This window comes from Sandaracinaceae bacterium (genome assembly GCA_016706685.1).
In the GTDB taxonomy this organism is placed as follows: Bacteria; Myxococcota_A; Polyangia; order Polyangiales; family Houyiibacteriaceae; genus JADJJE01.
Window position 1 is genome coordinate 186752 of the sequence record JADJJE010000005.1, and the last position, 17883, is coordinate 204634.

General features: G+C 70.8%; 17 protein-coding genes and 1 pseudogene. 9 read left to right on the forward strand and 9 right to left on the reverse strand.

The window, feature by feature from the left end; translation table 11 throughout:
- Positions 1-19 precede the first annotated feature (19 nt).
- Positions 20-2281, reverse strand: coding sequence for a response regulator (locus IPI43_10380; protein MBK7774532.1), 2262 nt, complete (start codon positions 2279-2281; stop codon positions 20-22).
- A gap of 129 nt (positions 2282-2410) precedes the next feature.
- Positions 2411-4315 (reverse strand): glutamine--tRNA ligase/YqeY domain fusion protein, encoded by a 1905-nt coding sequence (locus IPI43_10385; GenBank protein ID MBK7774533.1) that lies wholly within the window; start codon positions 4313-4315, stop codon positions 2411-2413.
- Between IPI43_10385 and IPI43_10390 the strand changes: the two genes are divergently transcribed.
- A complete protein-coding gene (locus IPI43_10390) occupies positions 4230-5432 on the forward strand; it encodes a hypothetical protein (protein ID MBK7774534.1) in 1203 nt (400 codons plus the stop codon). The genes IPI43_10385 and IPI43_10390 overlap by 86 nt on opposite strands.
- 7 nt (positions 5433-5439) lie before the next feature.
- Here IPI43_10390 and IPI43_10395 read toward each other — a convergent pair whose 3' ends face one another.
- Together IPI43_10395 and IPI43_10400 are read right to left on the reverse strand one after the other, a co-directional pair.
- Positions 5440-5868 (reverse strand): hypothetical protein, encoded by a 429-nt coding sequence (locus IPI43_10395; GenBank protein MBK7774535.1) that lies wholly within the window; start codon positions 5866-5868, stop codon positions 5440-5442.
- A gap of 62 nt (positions 5869-5930) precedes the next feature.
- Complete coding sequence (locus IPI43_10400) at positions 5931-6248, reverse strand: hypothetical protein (protein ID MBK7774536.1); 318 nt, start codon at positions 6246-6248, stop codon at positions 5931-5933.
- Between the two features lie 151 nt (positions 6249-6399).
- Here IPI43_10400 and IPI43_10405 point away from each other — a divergent pair.
- Positions 6400-7634 (forward strand): annotated as a pseudogene (locus tag IPI43_10405) (dicarboxylate/amino acid:cation symporter).
- Positions 7635-7724: 90 nt separating this feature from the next.
- Here IPI43_10405 and IPI43_10410 read toward each other — a convergent pair.
- Genes IPI43_10410 through IPI43_10420 form a run of 3 tightly spaced genes read right to left on the reverse strand, consistent with a single transcriptional unit; the run spans position 7725 to position 9676 of the window.
- Positions 7725-8312, reverse strand: a complete 588-nt coding sequence (locus IPI43_10410; protein ID MBK7774537.1) for a chalcone isomerase family protein — start codon at positions 8310-8312, stop codon at positions 7725-7727.
- 39 nt (positions 8313-8351) lie between these two features.
- Positions 8352-9332 (reverse strand): hypothetical protein, encoded by a 981-nt coding sequence (locus tag IPI43_10415; protein MBK7774538.1) that lies wholly within the window; start codon positions 9330-9332, stop codon positions 8352-8354.
- Entirely contained in the window at positions 9329-9676 is a 348-nt protein-coding gene (locus tag IPI43_10420; GenBank protein MBK7774539.1) for a GntR family transcriptional regulator, read from the reverse strand. Before IPI43_10420 ends, IPI43_10415 begins: the two co-directional genes overlap by 4 nt.
- Positions 9677-9744: 68 nt before the next feature.
- Here IPI43_10420 and IPI43_10425 point away from each other — a divergent pair, with 68 nt between their 5' ends.
- From IPI43_10425 to IPI43_10455, 7 genes are read left to right on the forward strand one after another with little or no spacing between them, the layout of a single operon-like run.
- A complete protein-coding gene (locus tag IPI43_10425) occupies positions 9745-10047 on the forward strand; it encodes a hypothetical protein (protein MBK7774540.1) in 303 nt (100 codons plus the stop codon).
- Entirely contained in the window at positions 10044-10724 is a 681-nt protein-coding gene (locus IPI43_10430) for an L-2-amino-thiazoline-4-carboxylic acid hydrolase (protein MBK7774541.1), read from the forward strand. The genes IPI43_10425 and IPI43_10430 overlap by 4 nt, the downstream gene beginning before the upstream one ends.
- Before the next feature lie 7 nt (positions 10725-10731).
- The gene (locus IPI43_10435; GenBank protein MBK7774542.1) at positions 10732-11394 is read left to right on the forward strand and encodes a methyltransferase domain-containing protein; all 663 of its coding nucleotides are present in this window, start codon (positions 10732-10734) and stop codon (positions 11392-11394) included.
- A gap of 48 nt (positions 11395-11442) precedes the next feature.
- Complete coding sequence (locus IPI43_10440; GenBank protein ID MBK7774543.1) at positions 11443-12018, forward strand: thioredoxin family protein; 576 nt, start codon at positions 11443-11445, stop codon at positions 12016-12018.
- A gap of 54 nt (positions 12019-12072) precedes the next feature.
- Positions 12073-14073: a molecular chaperone HtpG gene (gene htpG / locus IPI43_10445; protein MBK7774544.1), complete on the forward strand. Its 2001-nt coding sequence runs from the start codon at positions 12073-12075 to the stop codon at positions 14071-14073.
- A 40-nt stretch (positions 14074-14113) separates the two neighbouring features.
- Complete coding sequence (locus IPI43_10450; GenBank protein ID MBK7774545.1) at positions 14114-14803, forward strand: hypothetical protein; 690 nt, start codon at positions 14114-14116, stop codon at positions 14801-14803.
- 57 nt (positions 14804-14860) lie between these two features.
- The gene (locus IPI43_10455; GenBank protein ID MBK7774546.1) at positions 14861-15493 is read left to right on the forward strand and encodes a protein kinase; all 633 of its coding nucleotides are present in this window, start codon (positions 14861-14863) and stop codon (positions 15491-15493) included.
- A gap of 835 nt (positions 15494-16328) precedes the next feature.
- Here the strand turns inward: IPI43_10455 and IPI43_10460 are convergent.
- Positions 16329-16925: a hypothetical protein gene (locus IPI43_10460; protein ID MBK7774547.1), complete on the reverse strand. Its 597-nt coding sequence runs from the start codon at positions 16923-16925 to the stop codon at positions 16329-16331.
- Positions 16922-17860 (reverse strand): hypothetical protein, encoded by a 939-nt coding sequence (locus tag IPI43_10465; protein MBK7774548.1) that lies wholly within the window; start codon positions 17858-17860, stop codon positions 16922-16924. The genes IPI43_10460 and IPI43_10465 overlap by 4 nt, the downstream gene beginning before the upstream one ends.
- Between the last annotated feature and the right edge of the window lie 23 nt (positions 17861-17883).

Consider the following 17883-nt stretch of genomic DNA (forward strand, 5'->3'; position numbering starts at 1 on the left):
GCGTGAGCCGCGCTGGTCGTCAGCGCGACGCCTCGCCCCGCTCCGCGCGGGCCTCCTCGCGGGGAGCGGAGGCCGGCAGCAGGGCGTTCAGGGCGTCGCGCAGCTGGTCCATGTCGTAGGGCTTGCTCAGGAACGACACGTTCGAGCCCTCCATGCGCGCGCGCAGCGTGGGGCTCTCGTGATAGCCCGAGACGAAGAGAAAGGGCATCTGCGCGCCGCGCTCGCGCAGCGCGTCTAGGATCTCCACCCCCTGCATGCCGGGCAGCACCACGTCGCTCAGCACCAGGGACACCTCGCGCGGGTGCGCGGCATAGAGCTCGAGGGCTTGCTCGCCCGACGCGGCCTCGAGCACGTCGTAGCCGAAGCGCTTCAGGATCTCGACGCCGCTCGTGCGCACCACGTCTTCGTCTTCGATGTACAGCAGCGTCTGGCGTCGCCCGGCACCGCGCACCTGCGTGACGGGCGCCGGGACTGCGGCGGCAGCCTCCTGCTGGCTGGCGGTGGCCTCGGCGTCGAGCGGCAGGTCCACGGTGAAGCGCGCGCCACGGCCGAGCTCGCTCTTGGCCTCGATGGTGCCGTCGTGCTGCCGCACGATGCCGTGGCAGCTGGCCAGGCCCAAGCCCGTGCCCTCGGTGGGCCCCTTGGTGGTGAAGAACGGGTCGAAGATGCGGTCCATGATGTCCGGGTGGATGCCCGTTCCGCTGTCTTCCACGATGAGCTGAGCCCGCGCGGACTCGCCCTCCCCGGTCACCCGCAGCTCGACGCGAATCTGACCCTGGCCGTCGACCAGCGCGTCGCGCGCGTTGGACACCAGGTTGAGCAGCAGCTGCTCCAGCTGGGTGGGGTTGCCGCGCACCATGACCGGCGACTCCGGCAGCACCAGCGTGAGGTTCACGCGCTCGTCCACCAGCCGTCGCACCAGCGGCTCGGCCCCCGCCATGAGCTCGCGCCACGAGAGGCTGTGCACCGCCATGGGACGCGCGCTCGCGAACTGCAGCAGGCGCGAGACCAGGCTGGCAGAGCGCTTGCTGGCGTCCAGGATCATCTGGAAGTCCAGGAAGGCCGCGTGGTCCTTCGGGACGTGGCGCTTGCCCAGCTCGGCGGACGCCATGATGGCCGTGAGCATGTTGTTGAAGTCGTGCGCGATGCCGCCGGCTAGACGCCCCACGCTCTGCATGCGCTGCGCCGCCATGGCCTTCGACTGCATGGCGCGCTGCTCGGTGACGTCGCGCGCGGTCACCAGCAGGAGCCGTGACGAGGTGGTGACGGGCAGCTGGCTGAGCGTGAGCTCCACCTCGATGGGCTCGCCCGCGCACGTCAGGACCTCGAGGCTCTCGGTCACGCCACCCTCGGACGCGTAGCCGCGCGCCATCAGGTGCGCCACGCTCTCCGCCGCAGCGGGCCCCACGAACTGCTGCAGGGTCAGCTCGGGGTACTTCTCGGGCGACCACCCGAAGCGCCGCTCGAGCGAGCCGTTGGCGTAGAGGAAGCGCCCGTCCGGCGCCAACAGCGCCAGCAGGTCGTGGCCGTGGTTGATCATGGCGCGCAGCGCGTCGTCGCGGTCGCGCGTGCGGGCCATCACGCGGGCCGCCCCGCCGATGGAGATCAGGATCAGGAGCGCCGCAGCCCCGAGCACGCTCCACTGCACCAGCCCACGGATGCGGCGCGACCCCTGGTTGAGGCTCGCCGAGAACTGCACCCCCAGGCTGTCGAGCCGCGCGCTGAGCGACTCGAGCTGGTGATACTCGTCTTCGAAGTCCTCCACGCGGGCTCCCGCCAACCGGCGCTCGCGCACGTGGTTGGCCAGCGCGACCAGGCGCTCCACCTCGGCGTCGCCGGCCTCCCAGATCTCGATGGCGCGGGCCATCTCCTCGATGACGTTCGAGTAGGGGAACAGCGTGACCATGGCGGCCGCGTCGTCGGGGTGATTGAGCGCGTCCTCGAAGGCCGCCGCCGCCACGTCCGGCTGGGGCGGGTGGCTCTGCAGCGCCTCACGCGCGCGACGGTCGGCCAGCGGGACGGCCACGCGGCGTTGGTACGCGCGCCACTGGTGCTCGTCGCCCGTGCGGATGTAGCGCTCGAGGTAGCGCACCGCGTCCTTCTGCGCCTTGATGTAGTGGCCCTCTGCGGTGATGTAGGCCTGCGTGGAGACCATCATCTGGGCGCCCAGGCTGATGAAGACGAGCAGCGCACCCACCACCACCACGAGCACCACGGCCAGCAGCGCCAGGTGCCTGGGGGGAGCCGGGCGGGCGACGAGATGTTGGCTCCTTTCCTTCACGAACCCTCCTCCAACAGGCGCGCTGCAGCGTTCCAGCGCCGAACCGATGGCCAATGGTGGCATAGGGCCGTGGCCGAGCACCAGCCCGCGAGTGGGGACGGTCTGCCGAGCTGAGCGCGCGGCGAGGCGTCAGCCCTTACCGGCCACCTTGGACCAGGAGTCCTTGAGCGCGATGGTGCGGTTCAGCACCAGGCCGTCCGGCGTGCTGAGCGGGTCCACGGCGAAGTAGCCCATGCGCTCCAGCTGGAGCCGCGAGAACGGCGCGAAGTCACGCACCGCCGGCTCGACCTTGCAGCCCGGGAGGATCTCGAGCGACGCGGGGTTCAGGAACTCGAGGAAGTCCTTGTCGTCGTGGCCGAGCGGGTTCTCTTCGGTGAAGAGGCGGTCGTAGAGGCGCACCTCGGCGTCCACCGCGTGGCGCGCGCTGACCCAGTGCACGGTGCCCTTCACCTTGCGGCCATCGGGCGAGTTGCCGCCGCGCGACTCGGGGTCCCACGTGGCGCGCAGCTCGATGACCTCGCCGGCGTCGTTCTTCACCACACGGTTCACGGTGAGCAGGCAGGCGCCGCGCAGGCGCACCTCGTTGCCGGGGAACAGGCGCCAGAACTTGGGCGCCGGCACCTCCATGAAGTCTTCCTGGTCCACGAAGAGCTCGCGGCAGAAGGGCACAGCACGCGAGCCAGCCGCCTCGTCGCCCGGGTTGAGCGCCAGGTCGAAGCTCTCCTCGGCGTCCTCGGGGTAGTTCTCGATGACCACGCGCAGCGGCCGCAGCACGCCCATGAGGCGCGGGCTGGTGGCGTTCAGGTCTTCGCGGATGGCGTGCTCCAGCAGCGTGACGTCCACGAAGCTGTCGCGCTTGGCCACGCCAATGCGCTCGCAGAAGGCTCGGATGGACTCGGGCGACACACCGCGGCGGCGCAGGCCGGCCACCGTGGGCATGCGCGGGTCGTCCCAGCCGCTCACGTGCCCGGCGGCCACCAGCTTCTGCAGGCTGCGCTTGCTGAGCACCGTGTAGGTCAGGTTCAGGCGCGCGAACTCGATCTGGCGTGGCGGGTCCACCACGCCCAGCTGCTCCTGGAACCAGTCGTAGAGCCCGCGGTGGTTCTGGAACTCGAGGGTGCAGATGCTGTGCGTCACGCCCTCGATGGCGTCCGACTGCCCGTGGGCCCAGTCGTACATGGGGTACATGGGCCACTCGGTGCCGGTGCGGTGATGCGGCACCTTCAAGATGCGGTACATGACGGGGTCGCGCAGCTTGAGGTCCTTGCTGGCCATGTCGATCTTGGCGCGCAGCACGTGGGCGCCCTCGTCGAACTCGCCCGCGCGCATGCGACGGAAGAGCGCCAGGTTCTCGTCCACGCTGCGGTCGCGGAAGGGGCTGGCCACGCCCGCCTGATGGAAACTGCCGCGCCCATCGCGAATGGCCTCGAGCGACTGGCTGTCCACGTAGGCCTTGCCGGCCACGATGAGCTTCTCGGCCATGTCGTACAGCTGCTGGAAGTAGTCCGACGCGAAGTAGCAGTGGTCGCCCCACTCGAAGCCCAGCCAGCGCACGTCCTCCTGGATGCTGGTGACGAACTCGGTGTCTTCGTTGGCCGGGTTGGTGTCGTCGAAGCGCAGGTTGCAGTGCGCGCCCGGGAGCTTCTGCGCCAGGCTGAAGTTGGTGATGATCGACTTGGCGTGGCCGATGTGCAGGTAGCCGTTGGGCTCCGGCGGGAAGCGCGTCACCAGGCGCGTTCGGCCAGCGTCGATCTCGGCCTGCACCAGCTCGTCGACGAAATTGGGGGCGCGGTCATCGGGCTTGCCACCGGGGGCGCTCTTGGGGGTCTCGCTCACGGCGCGCACGCTAACACCCGATCCGTGGGAAGGGTAGTTGCGGACGTCCGAGGGCCCGGAGTGCCCGCACCGGGTCTGGCGCCGGCGCTCTGCGGCTTGCCATACTGCTGGGATGCGTCGATTCCTGGGTGTCCTCGCGTCCTCGGCGGTCCTGGGCTTCTGCGCAGCGAGTTCGTCGGCTGCGGAACCCCTGACCATCGAGCGGGTGCTGGTGGTCGGGCGGGCCGAGCCTGGGGGGCTGTGGACCGATGCCCCCACCGAGGCGCGAACGGGCAGCGGTGCCGAGCTGTCCGTGGTGGTGCTGGCGCGGGAGGGACGGCGGCGCGTGGTGCTGGCGGATGCTGCCGTGGTCCCGCTGCGGATCGAAGGTCGTCGGGTGGCCGACCGCGAGCGGCGCGACGTGGAGGCCCTGGGTCCCGCGGAGGTGCGCTGGTCCACCGTGGAGCCGCACGGCTTCCGGGTGGGCCCGGCTGCAAACGGAGCCACGGCGCCGTACTACACGAACGTGTCCACCACGGCCGAGGACTTCGGACGCTGGCTCGGGTACGACACCATCGACTACTTCGAGACGGTCCAGGGCACGTGGGCAACAGGCGCGGAGGCACGACGACGGGCCGCGGCGGTCACGTCGTCCGAGGCGGGCGCCGTGCAGGTGCAGGGAGTGGGCACGGTCCGCTACAAGGTGGAGCTGCGCCTCGCGTCCGGCGCCACGTTCAGCAGCCCGGGCGCCGAGGCCGTGGACCGCTTCGGCCTGCTTCCCAGCGTGCACCGCGTGTCGGTGCGCCCCGCGGACGACTTCATGGGCTGGCTCGGGGCCTACCTGCTGGTGCCCGAGGTGTTCGGCTCGGCAGGCGGCGGGGCCAACCACCAGACCGAGCGGTTCACGGGCGCCGACTGCGCCGACGTCATGGTGGGCGCGTTCCGACGCATGGGCCGCACCGACGTGCGCTACACCAACGTGGCCGGGCTCGTGCGACACACCCGGGTGGTGGCCGAGCCCACGGTCATCAGCGAGCGCGGCCAGCCCGAGCGCCCCATCGCGGCGGTGCAGCGCGGTGACCTGATTCGCATCGACTACGGCGGCGCGTATGCGGGCCGCACACCGCGCACCTGGGACCACGTGGCCGCGCTGTGGGAAGACCGGAGCGACCCGAACGGTCCGCATCGCGGCGCTGCTGACGGGCAGCTGGACGGCTTCGATGTGGTGGCCCACATGGGACACCCGCGCTTGAAGATCGAGCCCCTCGGAGAGCAGATGCCCGCCACGGTGGACGTGCTGCGCTGGCGCGAAGGACGCCCGCGCCACACGCGCTAGTCGCCCCTCAGACCTTCTCCCAGCCGCCTCCGCGCTGGCGGCGGCGATGCTCGGGGCGCAGCTCACTGCGGGCATCCGGGCGCAGCAGCTCGCAGGGATCGAAGTAGTGCAGCGTGCGGGCCAGCCCCATCATGGGCGGCAGCGGCAGGTCTGCGAATTCGGTCTCGGTGGGGCACCGGTGATGCCAGAGCGCCTCGGTGGACGGCACCTCCTCGAACACCAGCACCTCCTTGATGCCACCGTTGCAGTTGGTGGACACCACCAGCACGTCGCCCGGCAGCTCACCACGCTGCAGCACGCGCAGGATGACGTCGTGGTGGAACTCGCCCTGCGTGTGATGCGCCAGGAGCTCGTAGCCCCCGTGGCGGGCGTTCAGCTGCTCGAGCAAGGCGCCGAGCACGAGCGTGGCGGCGAGGTCTTCGACGAGGGTGCGCATGAATTCAGCGTAGCCGGCGGCGCGTCACAAACAAGAGCGCGCCGGGGACGTCGGCTGGGAGGTCAGTCCACGGAGACCTCGCCATTGCGGAGCCACTGGCCGTTGTCGAGCCGCACGAACACCGCGCGCTTGCCACACCCTGCTGCGCCATATTCGATGACGAGGTCGCGGTGATAGCGTTCAGACCCGGTTGTCGAAGAACCCGTGGTGACCGGCACTACGCTGACTTGTTCCTCGTTACACGCGAAGTCGAACGCAGCCCTCGTTCGCACCGTTTCAGCACCCTGCCGGTTGTAGCTGGCGATGCGGCCAGCACAGCCGAGCACGCAAACCACCAGCAACGTCGCCGCCACAACCCCTCGACCATCAACCCTAGCCATCGTGATGTTCTCCCTCTCTGTGCGAGTCCGGATACGCCCTGCGCGCGCTGCGCTCCGCCCGCGACACTACCACATCGCTCGCGATCGAGGGAAGCCGGTGCCACGTGGGTGAGCACGTCCGCAGCCCTCGAACCGTGATATCTCACGCAGCATGACCTCTGGTTCGCAGCGCACCGTGTTCTTGGGCATCGCGCTCGGCGCCCTCGGCGGGCTCGCGGCACGGCTCCTCGCCCCGGCCGCGGTCACCACCGCGCTCGTCGACTACGTGGCCGCGCCACTCGGACAGATCTTCCTGCGCCTGCTGTTCATGCTCGCCGTGCCGGTGGTGTTCTCGGCGCTGGTGGTGGGCATCGCCGAGCTCAACCTGCAGACGCTGGGTCGCATCGGACTGCGCACCTTGGGCCTCACGGTGCTGGCCTCCACCGTAGCGGTGCTCATCGGTCTCACGCTCGTGAACGTGGTGGGCCCCGGCGAGAACCAGCCCGACCTGCGCGCGCTGGCCGAGCGCTTGTCCGAAGGGCGGCCCGCCGTGGCTCCCCCCGAGGTCAGCGGCGCCACCATGCTGATCCAGATGATCCCCGACAACCCCGTGAAGGCTGCGGCCACGGGCGACATGATCGGGCTCATCGTGTTCGCGCTGTGCTTCGGCGTGGCGCTCGGGCAGGTGAAGACCACCGGCACGCAGCGTCTGGCCGAGGCCATCACGGGATTGTTCGACGTGAGTATGTTCCTGCTGGAACAGGTTCTCCGGCTCGCGCCAGTGGGCGTGGGCGCGCTGCTCTTCGTGACCACGGCCACGGTGGGCGTCGAGGTGCTCGGGGCCATCGGCGCGTACGTAGCCGTCGTAGTGGGCGCCATCGCGCTGCACATGTTCGTGAGCTACCCGGCGCTGCTCTTGCTGTTCTCGAAGCACAAGCCACTGGCCTTCTTCGCCGCCGTGCGGCTGCCCATGGAGACGGCGTTCGCCACGTCGTCGTCGAGCGCCACGCTGCCCGTGTCGCTCGAGGCGGCCGAGCACGAGCTGCACCTGCCGAAGCCCGTGGCTCAGTTCGTGCTGACCGCCGGCGCGTCCATGAACCAGAACGGGACGGCCCTGTTCGAAGGCGTGACGGTGCTCTTCCTGGCGCAGCTGTTCGGGGTGGACCTCGGCCTGTCGCAGCAGGCCGTGGTGATGGTCATCTGCATCCTGGGAGGCATCGGCACCGCGGGGATCCCGGGCGCGTCGTTGCCGGTCATCGCCATGATCCTGGGCATGGTGCACGTGCCACCCGAGGGCCTAGCGCTCATCTTCGGCGTGGACCGCGTGCTGGACATGTGCCGCACCACACTGAACGTGGTGGGCGACCTGGTGATCGCCACGTGTGTAGCCAGCAGCGAGGAGAGCCTCGCTACGGCCCCGACGGAATAGAGCCGGCGGGATCCGTGCCTCCACGTGCATCCCGCCTCACAGCCCGCGCGTACCGCGCGGGGGATGGCTCACTCGCAGGCGCCGCCGAGCAGGCCCGTGCGCAGGCCACGGTTGGGCGGGTTCGGTCCGAGCCAGATGCGGAAGAACACCGACGCGAAGTCGTCGCCCGTGATGGTGCCGAGCACGCGGCCGTCCACCTTCATCTGCAGGCCGGTGCCCGGCGTCCAGGTGAACACCATGTTCATCCCCTCGGTGAGGTTGGGCACCCAGCTCTTGAGCTGGTTGATGCGCGCCTGGAGCGCGGCCTGGTTGCCGCCCGCGTTGCGGGTGAAGCCCTGCTCGAGGGCCTCGTTCATGGTGGCCTGGTCGATGTCGCGGATGAAGCGGATGTCCAGCACGATGGGGTGCGTGAGATCCAGCAGCGCGTCGGCGGTACGGGCACGCGTGGCGACATAGAGGCCGGCTACGTAGACGTCCACGTTGAAGACGGTGGCTTCGCGGATGCCTAGCCCGTTCAGCGACAGGCGCTCACCCGCGACCGTGACGCTGTTGGGGAAGTCCACCCCGCCACAGCTGCGCGCGAGGGCGGCGGTGGGGAAGGCGAGGGATGCCACGAGGGCGGCGATCATGGGGATGAGGGCGAGGCTGCGAATCATAATTGCGATCTCCGGCGTCATCTGCGACGCGGTGTCACCTTAGCGCGGAGCCGGGCCGGTGGCGATGCGGGCCACCAAGTCGTTGAGCAGGCCGGCCGCCGTACGGGGATCGTCGACCGTGACGGCGAGCACGCGGCCCGAGGTGAGGTCCAGCCGCAAGCCAGGACCGGCACGCATCACGATGGCTGCGCGACCGAGGACCCGCAGGCTGCCGCGGTAGCCCCAGCCCCCCCACTCCATGGGGCGGATGTCGATGGCCTCGGCACGCACGATGTCGCGCAGCGGGACCGTGGTACGCGGCAGGCCGAGCGGCCCCCAGCGCACGATCAGGCCACGCTGATCGGCCGACACCCGAATGGAGCCCATGGCCACCCCGAGCGCCGCCAACACGACGCCAGCACAGCCCACCGCGAGGATCTCCGAGAGCACGCCGACGACGACGTGAGCGATTCCCAGGAGGACGACTCCGATGGACCACGGCGCCGCGACCCGCCGCATCCAGGCCGCAGACTCGCCTGCGCGCAGGCCGAGGGATGCCGGAGCGCCGGCGTCTTCGGACCCTGAGCGGGCGCCGCGCGCCAACACCGCCGCGGCGACCCCCAGCAACAAGGGCACGAGCATGATGGCCGCGAGCGCGAGAGCGCTGGGCCCGGGCACCGCGCGACTGTCCGCGAGGCCGCGCTGAGTGAGCGTGGTCCACCCGGCGATGGTGGCGGCCAGTCCTCCCGACTCTGCACCCACGAACGCCAGCCCGGCGCGCAGGAGCTGGTGCGATGCGGCCTCCGAGCGCCAAACGAGGGCGGCCGTCAGGAGCAACCCGGAGCCGAGCGCCGCGAGCGTGCCCATGAGCGCTGCAAAGTCGGACAGGCGCTGGAAGCCGTCCGCGGTCCACGCGAGCGACCAGTGCGTGGCGACGACATGAGGCAGCTCGTGCCTGGCCACCCAGAGTGGGAGCAGCGCCGCGATGGGCAGCGCACCCGCGAGGGCGATGAGCAGGGCACGACGACTGAAGGGTGTCATAGGGTGGCCTTGACGAGCTGGAGGATGGCGCGGTCCGTGAGCCCGAAGCGACGGGCGGCGCCCACCAGTCCAGAAGCGAGCTGGAGGAGCGTGGCCTGTGTCTCGGCGCCGCCCAGGACGGTCACGCTGCGACCGCGACGCATGTCGACCAGGCCCTCCTCGCGGAGCACGCCATACGCCGCGCGGACCGTGTGCATGTTCACGCCCAGCGAGTCGGCGAGATCACGGAGCGGGGGCAGCTGGTCCCCAGCCTGAAGGTCCCCGCGCGCCAAGGCACCACGCACCGAGGCTGCGATCTGCTCGAACAGCGAGACGTCGGAGGTGGGGTCCACACGAATGAGCATTGTTCTATTATAACTAGAACCACCGATCGTGCAAAGCAGAGCCGCGCAAGCGCGTATACTCAGCGCCCATGGACGCCCCTAACCGTATCCCGCTCGCGCTGCGGATTCTCCACGTCGTGCTGCTCGCCAACTTCGCGACGAACACCTTCTACTGCATGTACCAGCTGTTCGTGGTGCTCGCGCCAGACGGCCGCATCGGACCACTGTGGGGTGCGGCGGCAAGCCTGCCCGTCGACCTGGTGGTGAAGCGCCGCCTCTACGCCATCGAGTTCTGGCTGACCATCGGCGCGGCCAGCATCTACGTGGCCATCACCGAGTGGCTGCCGCGGGCGCTGCGTCCCATCCCCGCCGCCACGCCGCCAGCGTCATGAGCGGCTTGCCCAACCCGCCCCACGCCACGGTCCGAGAGCTTCGGCGCTTCGACCGCCAACACGGGATCCCTGCGGCGCTCGGAGTGCTGCGCGCCCAGCTGACGGTCGCGGAGCTGGCCGGGGTGGCGCTGGCCATGGCGGCGGGTGGCCTGCGTGACCCTCTGCGCGCGCTCCCGAAGTCACCTCGCTGGTCGCCGTTGGTGGAGGACTTGGTGCGTCATCAGCTGCGCGCCGCCGTGCGCTTGGACGACGCGACGAGACGAGCGCTGCGCGGGCCGGCCTGGCCCGAGACACGGCGGCAAGCCCTGCTGCTCGAGGTGATCGCGGTCACCGGCTCGCGCTTCATCGAGCACACGATGCCCTTCCCCAGCCTCGACGCCTGGCGTGACGCGGCCCCCAGCGCACGCGCTCGATTCATGGAGGCCCTGCGCGGGCGGGCCTTCAACGCGCAGCTCGAGCCTGCGGGCGTGAGCGCCGTCGCCATGGGCTTCGATGTGAGCGCGTGCCGCTTCGTGGAGCTGTGCCACGAGCTGGAGCGCCCCTACCTCGCGCCCATGTTCTGCGAGTCCGACTCGCGCTTCTTCGCCGAGCGCAGTGACCTGATCGAGCTGAAGCGGACGCGCACCCAGGCGCGCGACGCCGCCCCCTGCGACTTCCGCTTCACGCTGCGCTCCTGACTCGCCGATGCACTCCTTCTCCGACGGAAGCCGCTCCCGCCTTACCCACCGCGACGTGGGCCGCTTCCCGGGCGAAACGCTCTTCGACCGCGTGGGCCGCGTGGTGTGCGAGGCCGAGTGCCTGCCGCGCAAGGAGCTGTACGAGAGCTGGGAGGTGGCCAAGCGCGCGCGGCGGCGCATGCGCGGGGGCGTGGTGTACGACCTGGCTGCGGGGCACGGGCTGCTTGCGCACCTGTTGCTGTTGCTGGACGACAGCTCGCCGCACGCCGTGGCGGTGGACAAGCGCACGCCACCCAGCGCGGACACGCTGCACGCCGCGCTAGTGGCCGCGTGGCCGCGCCTCGAGGGGCGCATCGAGCGCCGCGTGATGGACCTGCGCAGCGTGCAGGCGGCCGAGGGCGACCTGGTGGTGTCCGCCCATGCGTGCGGTGGGCTGACGGATGCCACGCTGGATGTGGCGCTGGCCTCGCGGGCGGGGGTGGCCGTGCTGCCGTGCTGTCACGTGGACCGCACCGGTGATACCGGCGGGCTGCTGGGCTGGATGGACGGCGCGCTGGCCATGGACGTGACGCGCGCCGGGCGCTTGCGGGCAGCCGGGTACCACGTGCTGGCGCAGACCATCCCCGAGACCATCACGCCCAAGAATCGGCTGCTGCTGGGCTGGCTGTGATGGCGCGCCTGGTTTACCGACGCCCCCGCAGCGAGTAGCTTCGCGCCGATGTTCCGCGCCGCTGGTGCCCCTCCCGCTTCGACTGCGCGCTCCGCGCTGCTGGTCTGCCTGTGCCTCGGCACCCTGCTCGGCTGTGCCACCCGCGGCTCGGACTTCGAGCCTGCCCCGGGTGACGTGGCTCCCGAAGGCGAGGTGGCTGCCCCCACCGCCCCCGCGGCCCCCTTCGACTTCGACACGGCCCCGCGCGACTGGAACCCGAGCGGCATCGCCTGGCGCGAGCACGCGGCCGGGCTCGCCGAGGCGCGGTCCACGGGCAAGCCCGTCATGCTGGTGATGCACGCCGAGTGGTGCGGCCCCTGCCACGACTACGCCCGCATCTTCTATGCCCCCGAGGTGGTCTCACTGGCCCGTCAGTTCGTGATGATCCTGGTGGACTCCGACCGCGACCCCGCGGCCAACCAGCGCTACGCCACGGACGGGACGTACCTGCCGCGCACCTACTTCCTGGACTCGAACGGGCAGCACCGCACCCAGCTGGTGAGCGAGCACCCCCGCTTCCGCTACTTCTTCAACCAGCGCGACCCGCGCGTCACGGTGGCGGCCATGCGCCTGGCGCTCCGCTAGCGCGCACGAAACTCCCAGCAGTTTCGCGGCCTTGACACCGGCGCGAGCGTGGTCATGGTGCGGCCCACCATGACGGAACAGAAGCAGACCCATGCCTTCCAAGCCGAGGTCACCCGCGTCCTCGGCCTGGTGATCAACTCGCTGTACTCCAACAAGGAGGTCTTCCTCCGCGAGCTGGTCTCGAACGCGTCGGACGCCATCGACAAGCGGCGCTTCCTGGCCATCTCGGACGCCTCCCTGCTGGGCGACGCGGTGCTGGCCATCCGCATCACGCCGGACGCGGAGCACAAGACGCTCACGTTCTCGGACGACGGCGTGGGCATGAGCAGCGAGGAGCTGGTGGCCAACCTGGGCACCGTGGCGCACTCGGGCAGCACCGACTTCATGGACAAGCTGAGGGCGGCGCTCGACAAGAAGTCCGAAGCCGGCGACGGCGCGGACGTGTCGCTCATCGGCCAGTTCGGCGTGGGCTTCTACAGCGCCTACCTGGTGGCCGACCGCGTGGACGTGCTCACCCGCCGCGCCGGCAGCGAGCAGGCCCTGCTGTGGAGCTCGGACGCGGGCGAGACCTACACCATCGAGCCGGCCACGCGCGACACCGTGGGCACCGACGTGGTGCTGCACCTGAAGGACGACCAGCAGGGGCTGCTGGACTCCTACGAGCTCACGCGGCTGGTCAAGAAGTACAGCGACTTCGTGGCGCACCCCATCCTGGTGGCCAGCCCGGCCGACGACGAGAAGGAAGACGACGACGGCGAGAAGTCTGCGGAGGACGCCGAGAAGCCGTCCGGAGAGCCCACCTACGAGCAGGCCAACTCGAGCAACGCGCTGTGGCGCCGCCGTCCCAGCGAGATCACGGACGAGCAGTACGACGAGTTCTACCGGCACCTCACGCACGACTGGGAGCCGGCCATCGCGCACAAGCACTTCCACGTGGAGGGCACGCAGATGTTCGCGGGCCTGCTCTACATCCCGAAGCGCCCGCCCTTCGACCTGTTCTCGCCGGACCAGCGCCACGGCGTGCGCCTGCACGTGAAGCGCGTGTTCATCATGGACGACTGCGACGAGCTGCTGCCCAAGTGGCTGCGCTTCGTGCGCGGCGTGGTGGACTCGGAAGACCTCCCGCTCAACGTCTCGCGCGAGCTGCTGCAGGACTCGCGCATCGTGCGCACCATCCGCAAGCAGGTGGTGCGGCGCACCCTCGACATGATCGAGGAGCTGGCCGACGCCGCCAAGGCCGAGGGTGCGGACAACGCCACGCGCGACACATACAACGCCTTCTGGACGGCCTATGGCGCCGTGCTCAAGGAGGGCCTGCACTTCGAGCCCGAGTACGCCGACCGCCTGGCCAAGCTCGTGCGCTACGAGACCACCGCGCAGCCGGGGCTGACATCGCTCGCGGACTACGTGAGCCGCATGAAGGACGGGCAGGACGCCATCTACTACGTGGTGGGTGCGTCACGGGCCACGGTGGAGAACGCCCCGCACCTCGAGGCGCTCAAGGCGCGCGGCTACGAAGTGCTGCTCATGGTGGACGGCGTGGACCAGTGGGCCCTCGACGGCCTGCGCGAGTTCGAGGGCAAGAAGCTGCTGTCCGCCACCGACGCGGGCCTGGACCTGGGCGAGAGCAAGCCCACCGAGGCCGAGAAGGAGGAGCTGGACACGCTGCTGCGGCGCTTCCGCGACACGCTCGGCGAGCACGTCTCCGAGGTGCGCCTGACCAGCCGTCTGACCGACTCGGCCGCATGCCTGGTGTCACCCGCGGGTGGCCTGCCGCCCTACATGGAGCGACTGCTGCGCCTGCAGAACCCCGACATGCCCGTGCAGAAGCGCGTGCTGGAGCTCAACCCGGCGCACCCCATCGTCACCGGGCTGCGCGACCTGCTACGGGCGGATGCCAACGACGCACGCGACACGCAGCTGCGGGACTGGATCGAGCTGGTGCACGACCAGGCGCTCTTGGCCGAGGGCAGCCCCGTGCACGACCCGGCCAAGCTGGTGCAGCGCATGACGGCGCTGCTGAGCGACGCCGTGAAGCGCGCGGCCACGGCATGATTGGGCGGGGGGCCGCGGCCTGCTAGCCTCCAGCACCTTCGTGACGCGCCGCCCCTCCCCACTTCGACCGCTTTCCCTGCTGCTGGCGCTGCTCACGTCGGTGACGGCGGCGGGCACGGCGTCGCGGGCGAGCGCCGACAACGGCGTGGGCGACGGCCTCTACGGGCGCCTGCGCCACGACTTCTTCCTGCAGCTGGCGGTGGGCGGCGGCGTGCGGCTGTTCCCCGAGGTGAGCCCCGACTTCGAGATCGACAGCGAGCCCAGTTGGGCGCTGATGGTGGACGTGCGCGCGCGCATGACCGGCGTGGCCGGCATCATTGTAGGCACCAGTACGAGCAGCACGCACACCACCCTCTTCCTGGGGGCCGAGGTGCGCCCGTTGTACCCCGCGCTGGTGCTGCAAGGCATCATCACGGGACGCGCGCGGGCCGACCTCACCATTCAGTCGCTCTACATCGAACTTGGGGCGGCGCTGCGCTTCGTGGACACGCTGCGCACCAGCTTCGGCTGGGGCCTCGGGTTCGAGGTGCCGCTGGTGCTGCCTAAGCACTTCTCCCAAGGCATCTGGCTTCGTTTCGGCGTGCGCCACCTGCGCGAGGCCCGCAGCCAGCGCGACCTGGGGGTGAGCACGGCCCCCGCCGAGTGGCTGCCGCACATCTCGCTGGCCATGACGCTGGGCGTGTCCGAGGGCCGCTTCGCAGGGTGGGAGCCGCCCCGCTCGCGCCCCTGACGGGCGGTCTACACCGTAGCAATCCGGCCCAGAATGAAGTAGACCGCCGAAGTCAGCATGGACTCCTCCATCCCGAAGCAGATCGGGCGGTACAGCATAGACCGACTGCTCGGCTCGGGTGCGATGGGCTACGTGTTCCTCGGACGCGACCCCGAGCTGGACCGGCCCGTGGCCATCAAGACCGTGCGCGACCTGGGCATGAGCCCGGACGCCCTGGCCACGTTCCTCGAGCGCTTCCGCAACGAGGCGCGGGCCGCCGCACGCCTGCACCACCCCAACATCGTGGCCGTCTACGACGTGGGCGAGGACCCCACGTCGGGGCCGTTCCTGGTGTTCGAGTACGTGGCGGGGGCCACCCCTGAAGCAGACGCTGCGCGCACAGGGCGCGTTCGAGCCCGAGGCCGTGTGCCGCGTGGCCGACGAGCTGGCCTCGGCCATCGCGCTGGCCCACCAGAACGGCATCATCCACCGCGACATCAAGCCGGACAACGTGCTGCTCACGCCGGATGGCGGGGCCAAGCTGGCGGACTTCGGCATCGCGCGCATCCCCAACGCCACGCTCACGCGCGAGGGGCAGTTCCTGGGCACGCCCTGCTACGCCGCCCCGGAGACGCTGGACCGCGGCAGCTACGGGGCCCACAGCGACTTGTTCTCGTTCGCGGCCATGCTGTACGAGCTCATCTCGGGTGAGCGCGCGTTCCCGGGCACGGACGCGGTGGCGGTGGCCCACAAGGTGCTGCACGAGCAGCCGCAGCCCCTGCGCCAGGCCGGACGCGGGCTGAACATCCCCGCGGGCGTGGAGGCCGTCATCATGCGCGGCCTCGAGAAGAACCCGAGCGCGCGCCATGAGCACGTGCCCGCCTTCGCCGACGCGCTGCGCGATGCCTATGCGGCAGCCAGCCTGGTGCGCGAGCCCTCGCGCAGCTTCACGGCGGGCGGCGGCGGTGGCGGGGCCTTCGAGCCGTCGCGGCAGGGCGCCGAGAGCGGCGGAACGTTTGCGTTCGCGGCGGTGCTGGTAGGCACGCTGGTGGTGGGGCTGGCGCTGGTCTTCGCGTTCGCCGGGCCGAGCGACGACGAGCTGGCCCTGGCGGACGGGGCCGTACTGGACATGGGCACCCCGGACGCCGGGACGCGCACCGCAGCCGACTTGGTGGTGAACCCACCGGACCAGGGTTGGGGCACGGCGACCTTCGGGGCGGATGACGGCTTCGATCTCGGCGTGAGCGCCCTCAGCGTGCCCGACTCGGGCGGCAGCGGCGCGGCTGCGGCCGAGCCGGTGGACGCTGGTGGCCCGCCGGACCCCGGGGCGAACATGACCCCGCACGAGCGCGAAGAGGCAGCCAAAGACGCCATCGACGACGCTCGGCGACGCCTCGAAGCCGGCGACTTCCCAGGCGCTCGTGCGTCTCTCGGGCTGGCCCAGCAGCTGGACCCGGGCAACTCCGACATTGGCGCCATGCGTGCTGCGCTGCGGGCCGCGACCCCGACTCCCTAGGCTGACCAGGGCCGGCGCTCGGGGGCACCCTCAGAGCACCAGCAAGCCCCAGATGGCCTTCCGGTGCACGTCACGCATGAGCTTGGCCAGCGCCTCGCGGGTGACCCCGGCGTAGCGGTCGTGGAGCGCGAGCTGGCCACCGCTGCGCAGCTCGAGCAGGATGGCGCCGCGCTCGGCGTCATAAGCGACCTGTTCGACGTCGTCCCACGCGACGTGCGTGTAGTGGGTGTCCACTTGGCGCACCAGTCCGTCCGCGCGCAGCAGGATGAATTGCTCGGTGGCCAGGTTGCGCCGCAGCGCCAGGATCAGGAGCACGTTGCTGACCAGCACCAGCAGCAGCCCCACCACCATGAGGCCCTGCTCGAGCGGCAGCACCTGCCAGGTGGCCGGGGAGGCATGCGCCAGCTGAAACGTGGCGCGCCCCGCAAAGAGGCGGGCGGGCTCGCGCTGCTGGATGAGGCGCAGCCCTACCACGGCGGCCGCCGAGCCGAGGCACATCAGCGGAATGGCCAGAGCGAGCGAGCGCAGCAACGCACGCCGAGTGTCGAAGCGAAACGCCGCGAGCGAGCGCCCGGCGAGGGGGCCGTCGTCCAGAGGGGAACGGCGTGGCTCGACACCGGCGCTCATGGCGCAGCGCTCCCATCGGTGGGTGCTGGAGCCGGTGGGGGAGTGCTCGGCCGCGGCACGCGCTCACGACGCCGCGCGGCGCCGGCCATGTCCGCGTAGAGCGAGCTGGCCTCACGCAGGGCGTCCTCCCGGGACACGCCGTAGCGCTCCACCGCGTAAGCGAACATGGAGCCCGCCGCGAGCGCGTCGGCCGCCGCCGCCGCTGCCGCATCGGCGCGCAGGTCACCCACTCCGTGCCGCTGCGCGTACGCCTCGGCGTACTCGGCCAGCGCGTCGGCATAGACGGCCTCGGCGGCAGGGTCCACCACGTCGGCTGCGGCGTAGTCGAACGCGACCGCTTCGTCGTCGGGAGCGAGGACGGGACGCACCTCCGCCCCGGCGGAAGAGTCGCCCGAGCTGGGCAGGCCGCGGATGGGCGCGCGGTCGGCGCTGAAGCCGGCCTCCACGCGCCGCAGTGCGCGCATGGCGTCACGCACGATGGGCAGCACGGCCAGGTCCACGTCACGGTTCAGGATCGGCGGCAGGGCTCGCAGCCGCCGCGCGTGCTCGTTCAACACCACGTCGTGCTGCGCCTCGAGCGCCAGCGGCAGCAGCACCCGCACCACGCGATCCGCCGCCATGTAGCGCAGGCGCTCGGCGTCCCCGTGCTGTGTGCCCTCGAGCGACACCTCCTCGAGCACCACGCTCTCCTCGCCGAAGAGCTCCGTGAGCCCCGCGCGGTAGGCGGCCATCACGGGGTGCGGCTCGGTGCTGATGGGCCGCGGTGTGGCCATCGAGCCCGGTGGCGCGGCGGTCGCGAGCGAGGCCGTCCTGCGCGGAACGCCGCGCGCCGTGCGGGTGCGCGTGTTGTGCATCGGCGTGTCGCAGGCGCTGCCGCTCAGCGCAGACAGCGCACCGATCAGGACGAACACCAGGCACGAGTCGCGGGCCGACACGAAGACAGCGTATCCCCTACGGT

Excerpts from the sequence above, each read along its gene's own strand:
- IPI43_10390 (MBK7774534.1), top strand. The coding sequence starts at position 4,230 with ATGCGTCGATTCCTGGGTGTCCTCGCGTCCTCGGCGGTCCTGGGCTTC.
- IPI43_10385 (MBK7774533.1), bottom strand. The coding sequence starts at position 4,315 with ATGGTCAGGGGTTCCGCAGCCGACGAACTCGCTGCGCAGAAGCCCAGG.
- IPI43_10395 (MBK7774535.1), bottom strand. The coding sequence starts at position 5,868 with ATGCGCACCCTCGTCGAAGACCTCGCCGCCACGCTCGTGCTCGGCGCC.
- IPI43_10400 (MBK7774536.1), bottom strand. The coding sequence starts at position 6,248 with ATGGCTAGGGTTGATGGTCGAGGGGTTGTGGCGGCGACGTTGCTGGTG.
- IPI43_10410 (MBK7774537.1), bottom strand. The coding sequence starts at position 8,312 with ATGATTCGCAGCCTCGCCCTCATCCCCATGATCGCCGCCCTCGTGGCA.
- IPI43_10415 (MBK7774538.1), bottom strand. The coding sequence starts at position 9,332 with ATGACACCCTTCAGTCGTCGTGCCCTGCTCATCGCCCTCGCGGGTGCG.
- IPI43_10420 (MBK7774539.1), bottom strand. The coding sequence starts at position 9,676 with ATGCTCATTCGTGTGGACCCCACCTCCGACGTCTCGCTGTTCGAGCAG.
- IPI43_10425 (MBK7774540.1), top strand. The coding sequence starts at position 9,745 with ATGGACGCCCCTAACCGTATCCCGCTCGCGCTGCGGATTCTCCACGTC.
- IPI43_10430 (MBK7774541.1), top strand. The coding sequence starts at position 10,044 with ATGAGCGGCTTGCCCAACCCGCCCCACGCCACGGTCCGAGAGCTTCGG.
- IPI43_10435 (MBK7774542.1), top strand. The coding sequence starts at position 10,732 with ATGCACTCCTTCTCCGACGGAAGCCGCTCCCGCCTTACCCACCGCGAC.
- IPI43_10440 (MBK7774543.1), top strand. The coding sequence starts at position 11,443 with ATGTTCCGCGCCGCTGGTGCCCCTCCCGCTTCGACTGCGCGCTCCGCG.
- htpG (MBK7774544.1), top strand. The coding sequence starts at position 12,073 with ATGGTGCGGCCCACCATGACGGAACAGAAGCAGACCCATGCCTTCCAA.
- IPI43_10455 (MBK7774546.1), top strand. The coding sequence starts at position 14,861 with ATGGACTCCTCCATCCCGAAGCAGATCGGGCGGTACAGCATAGACCGA.
- IPI43_10460 (MBK7774547.1), bottom strand. The coding sequence starts at position 16,925 with ATGAGCGCCGGTGTCGAGCCACGCCGTTCCCCTCTGGACGACGGCCCC.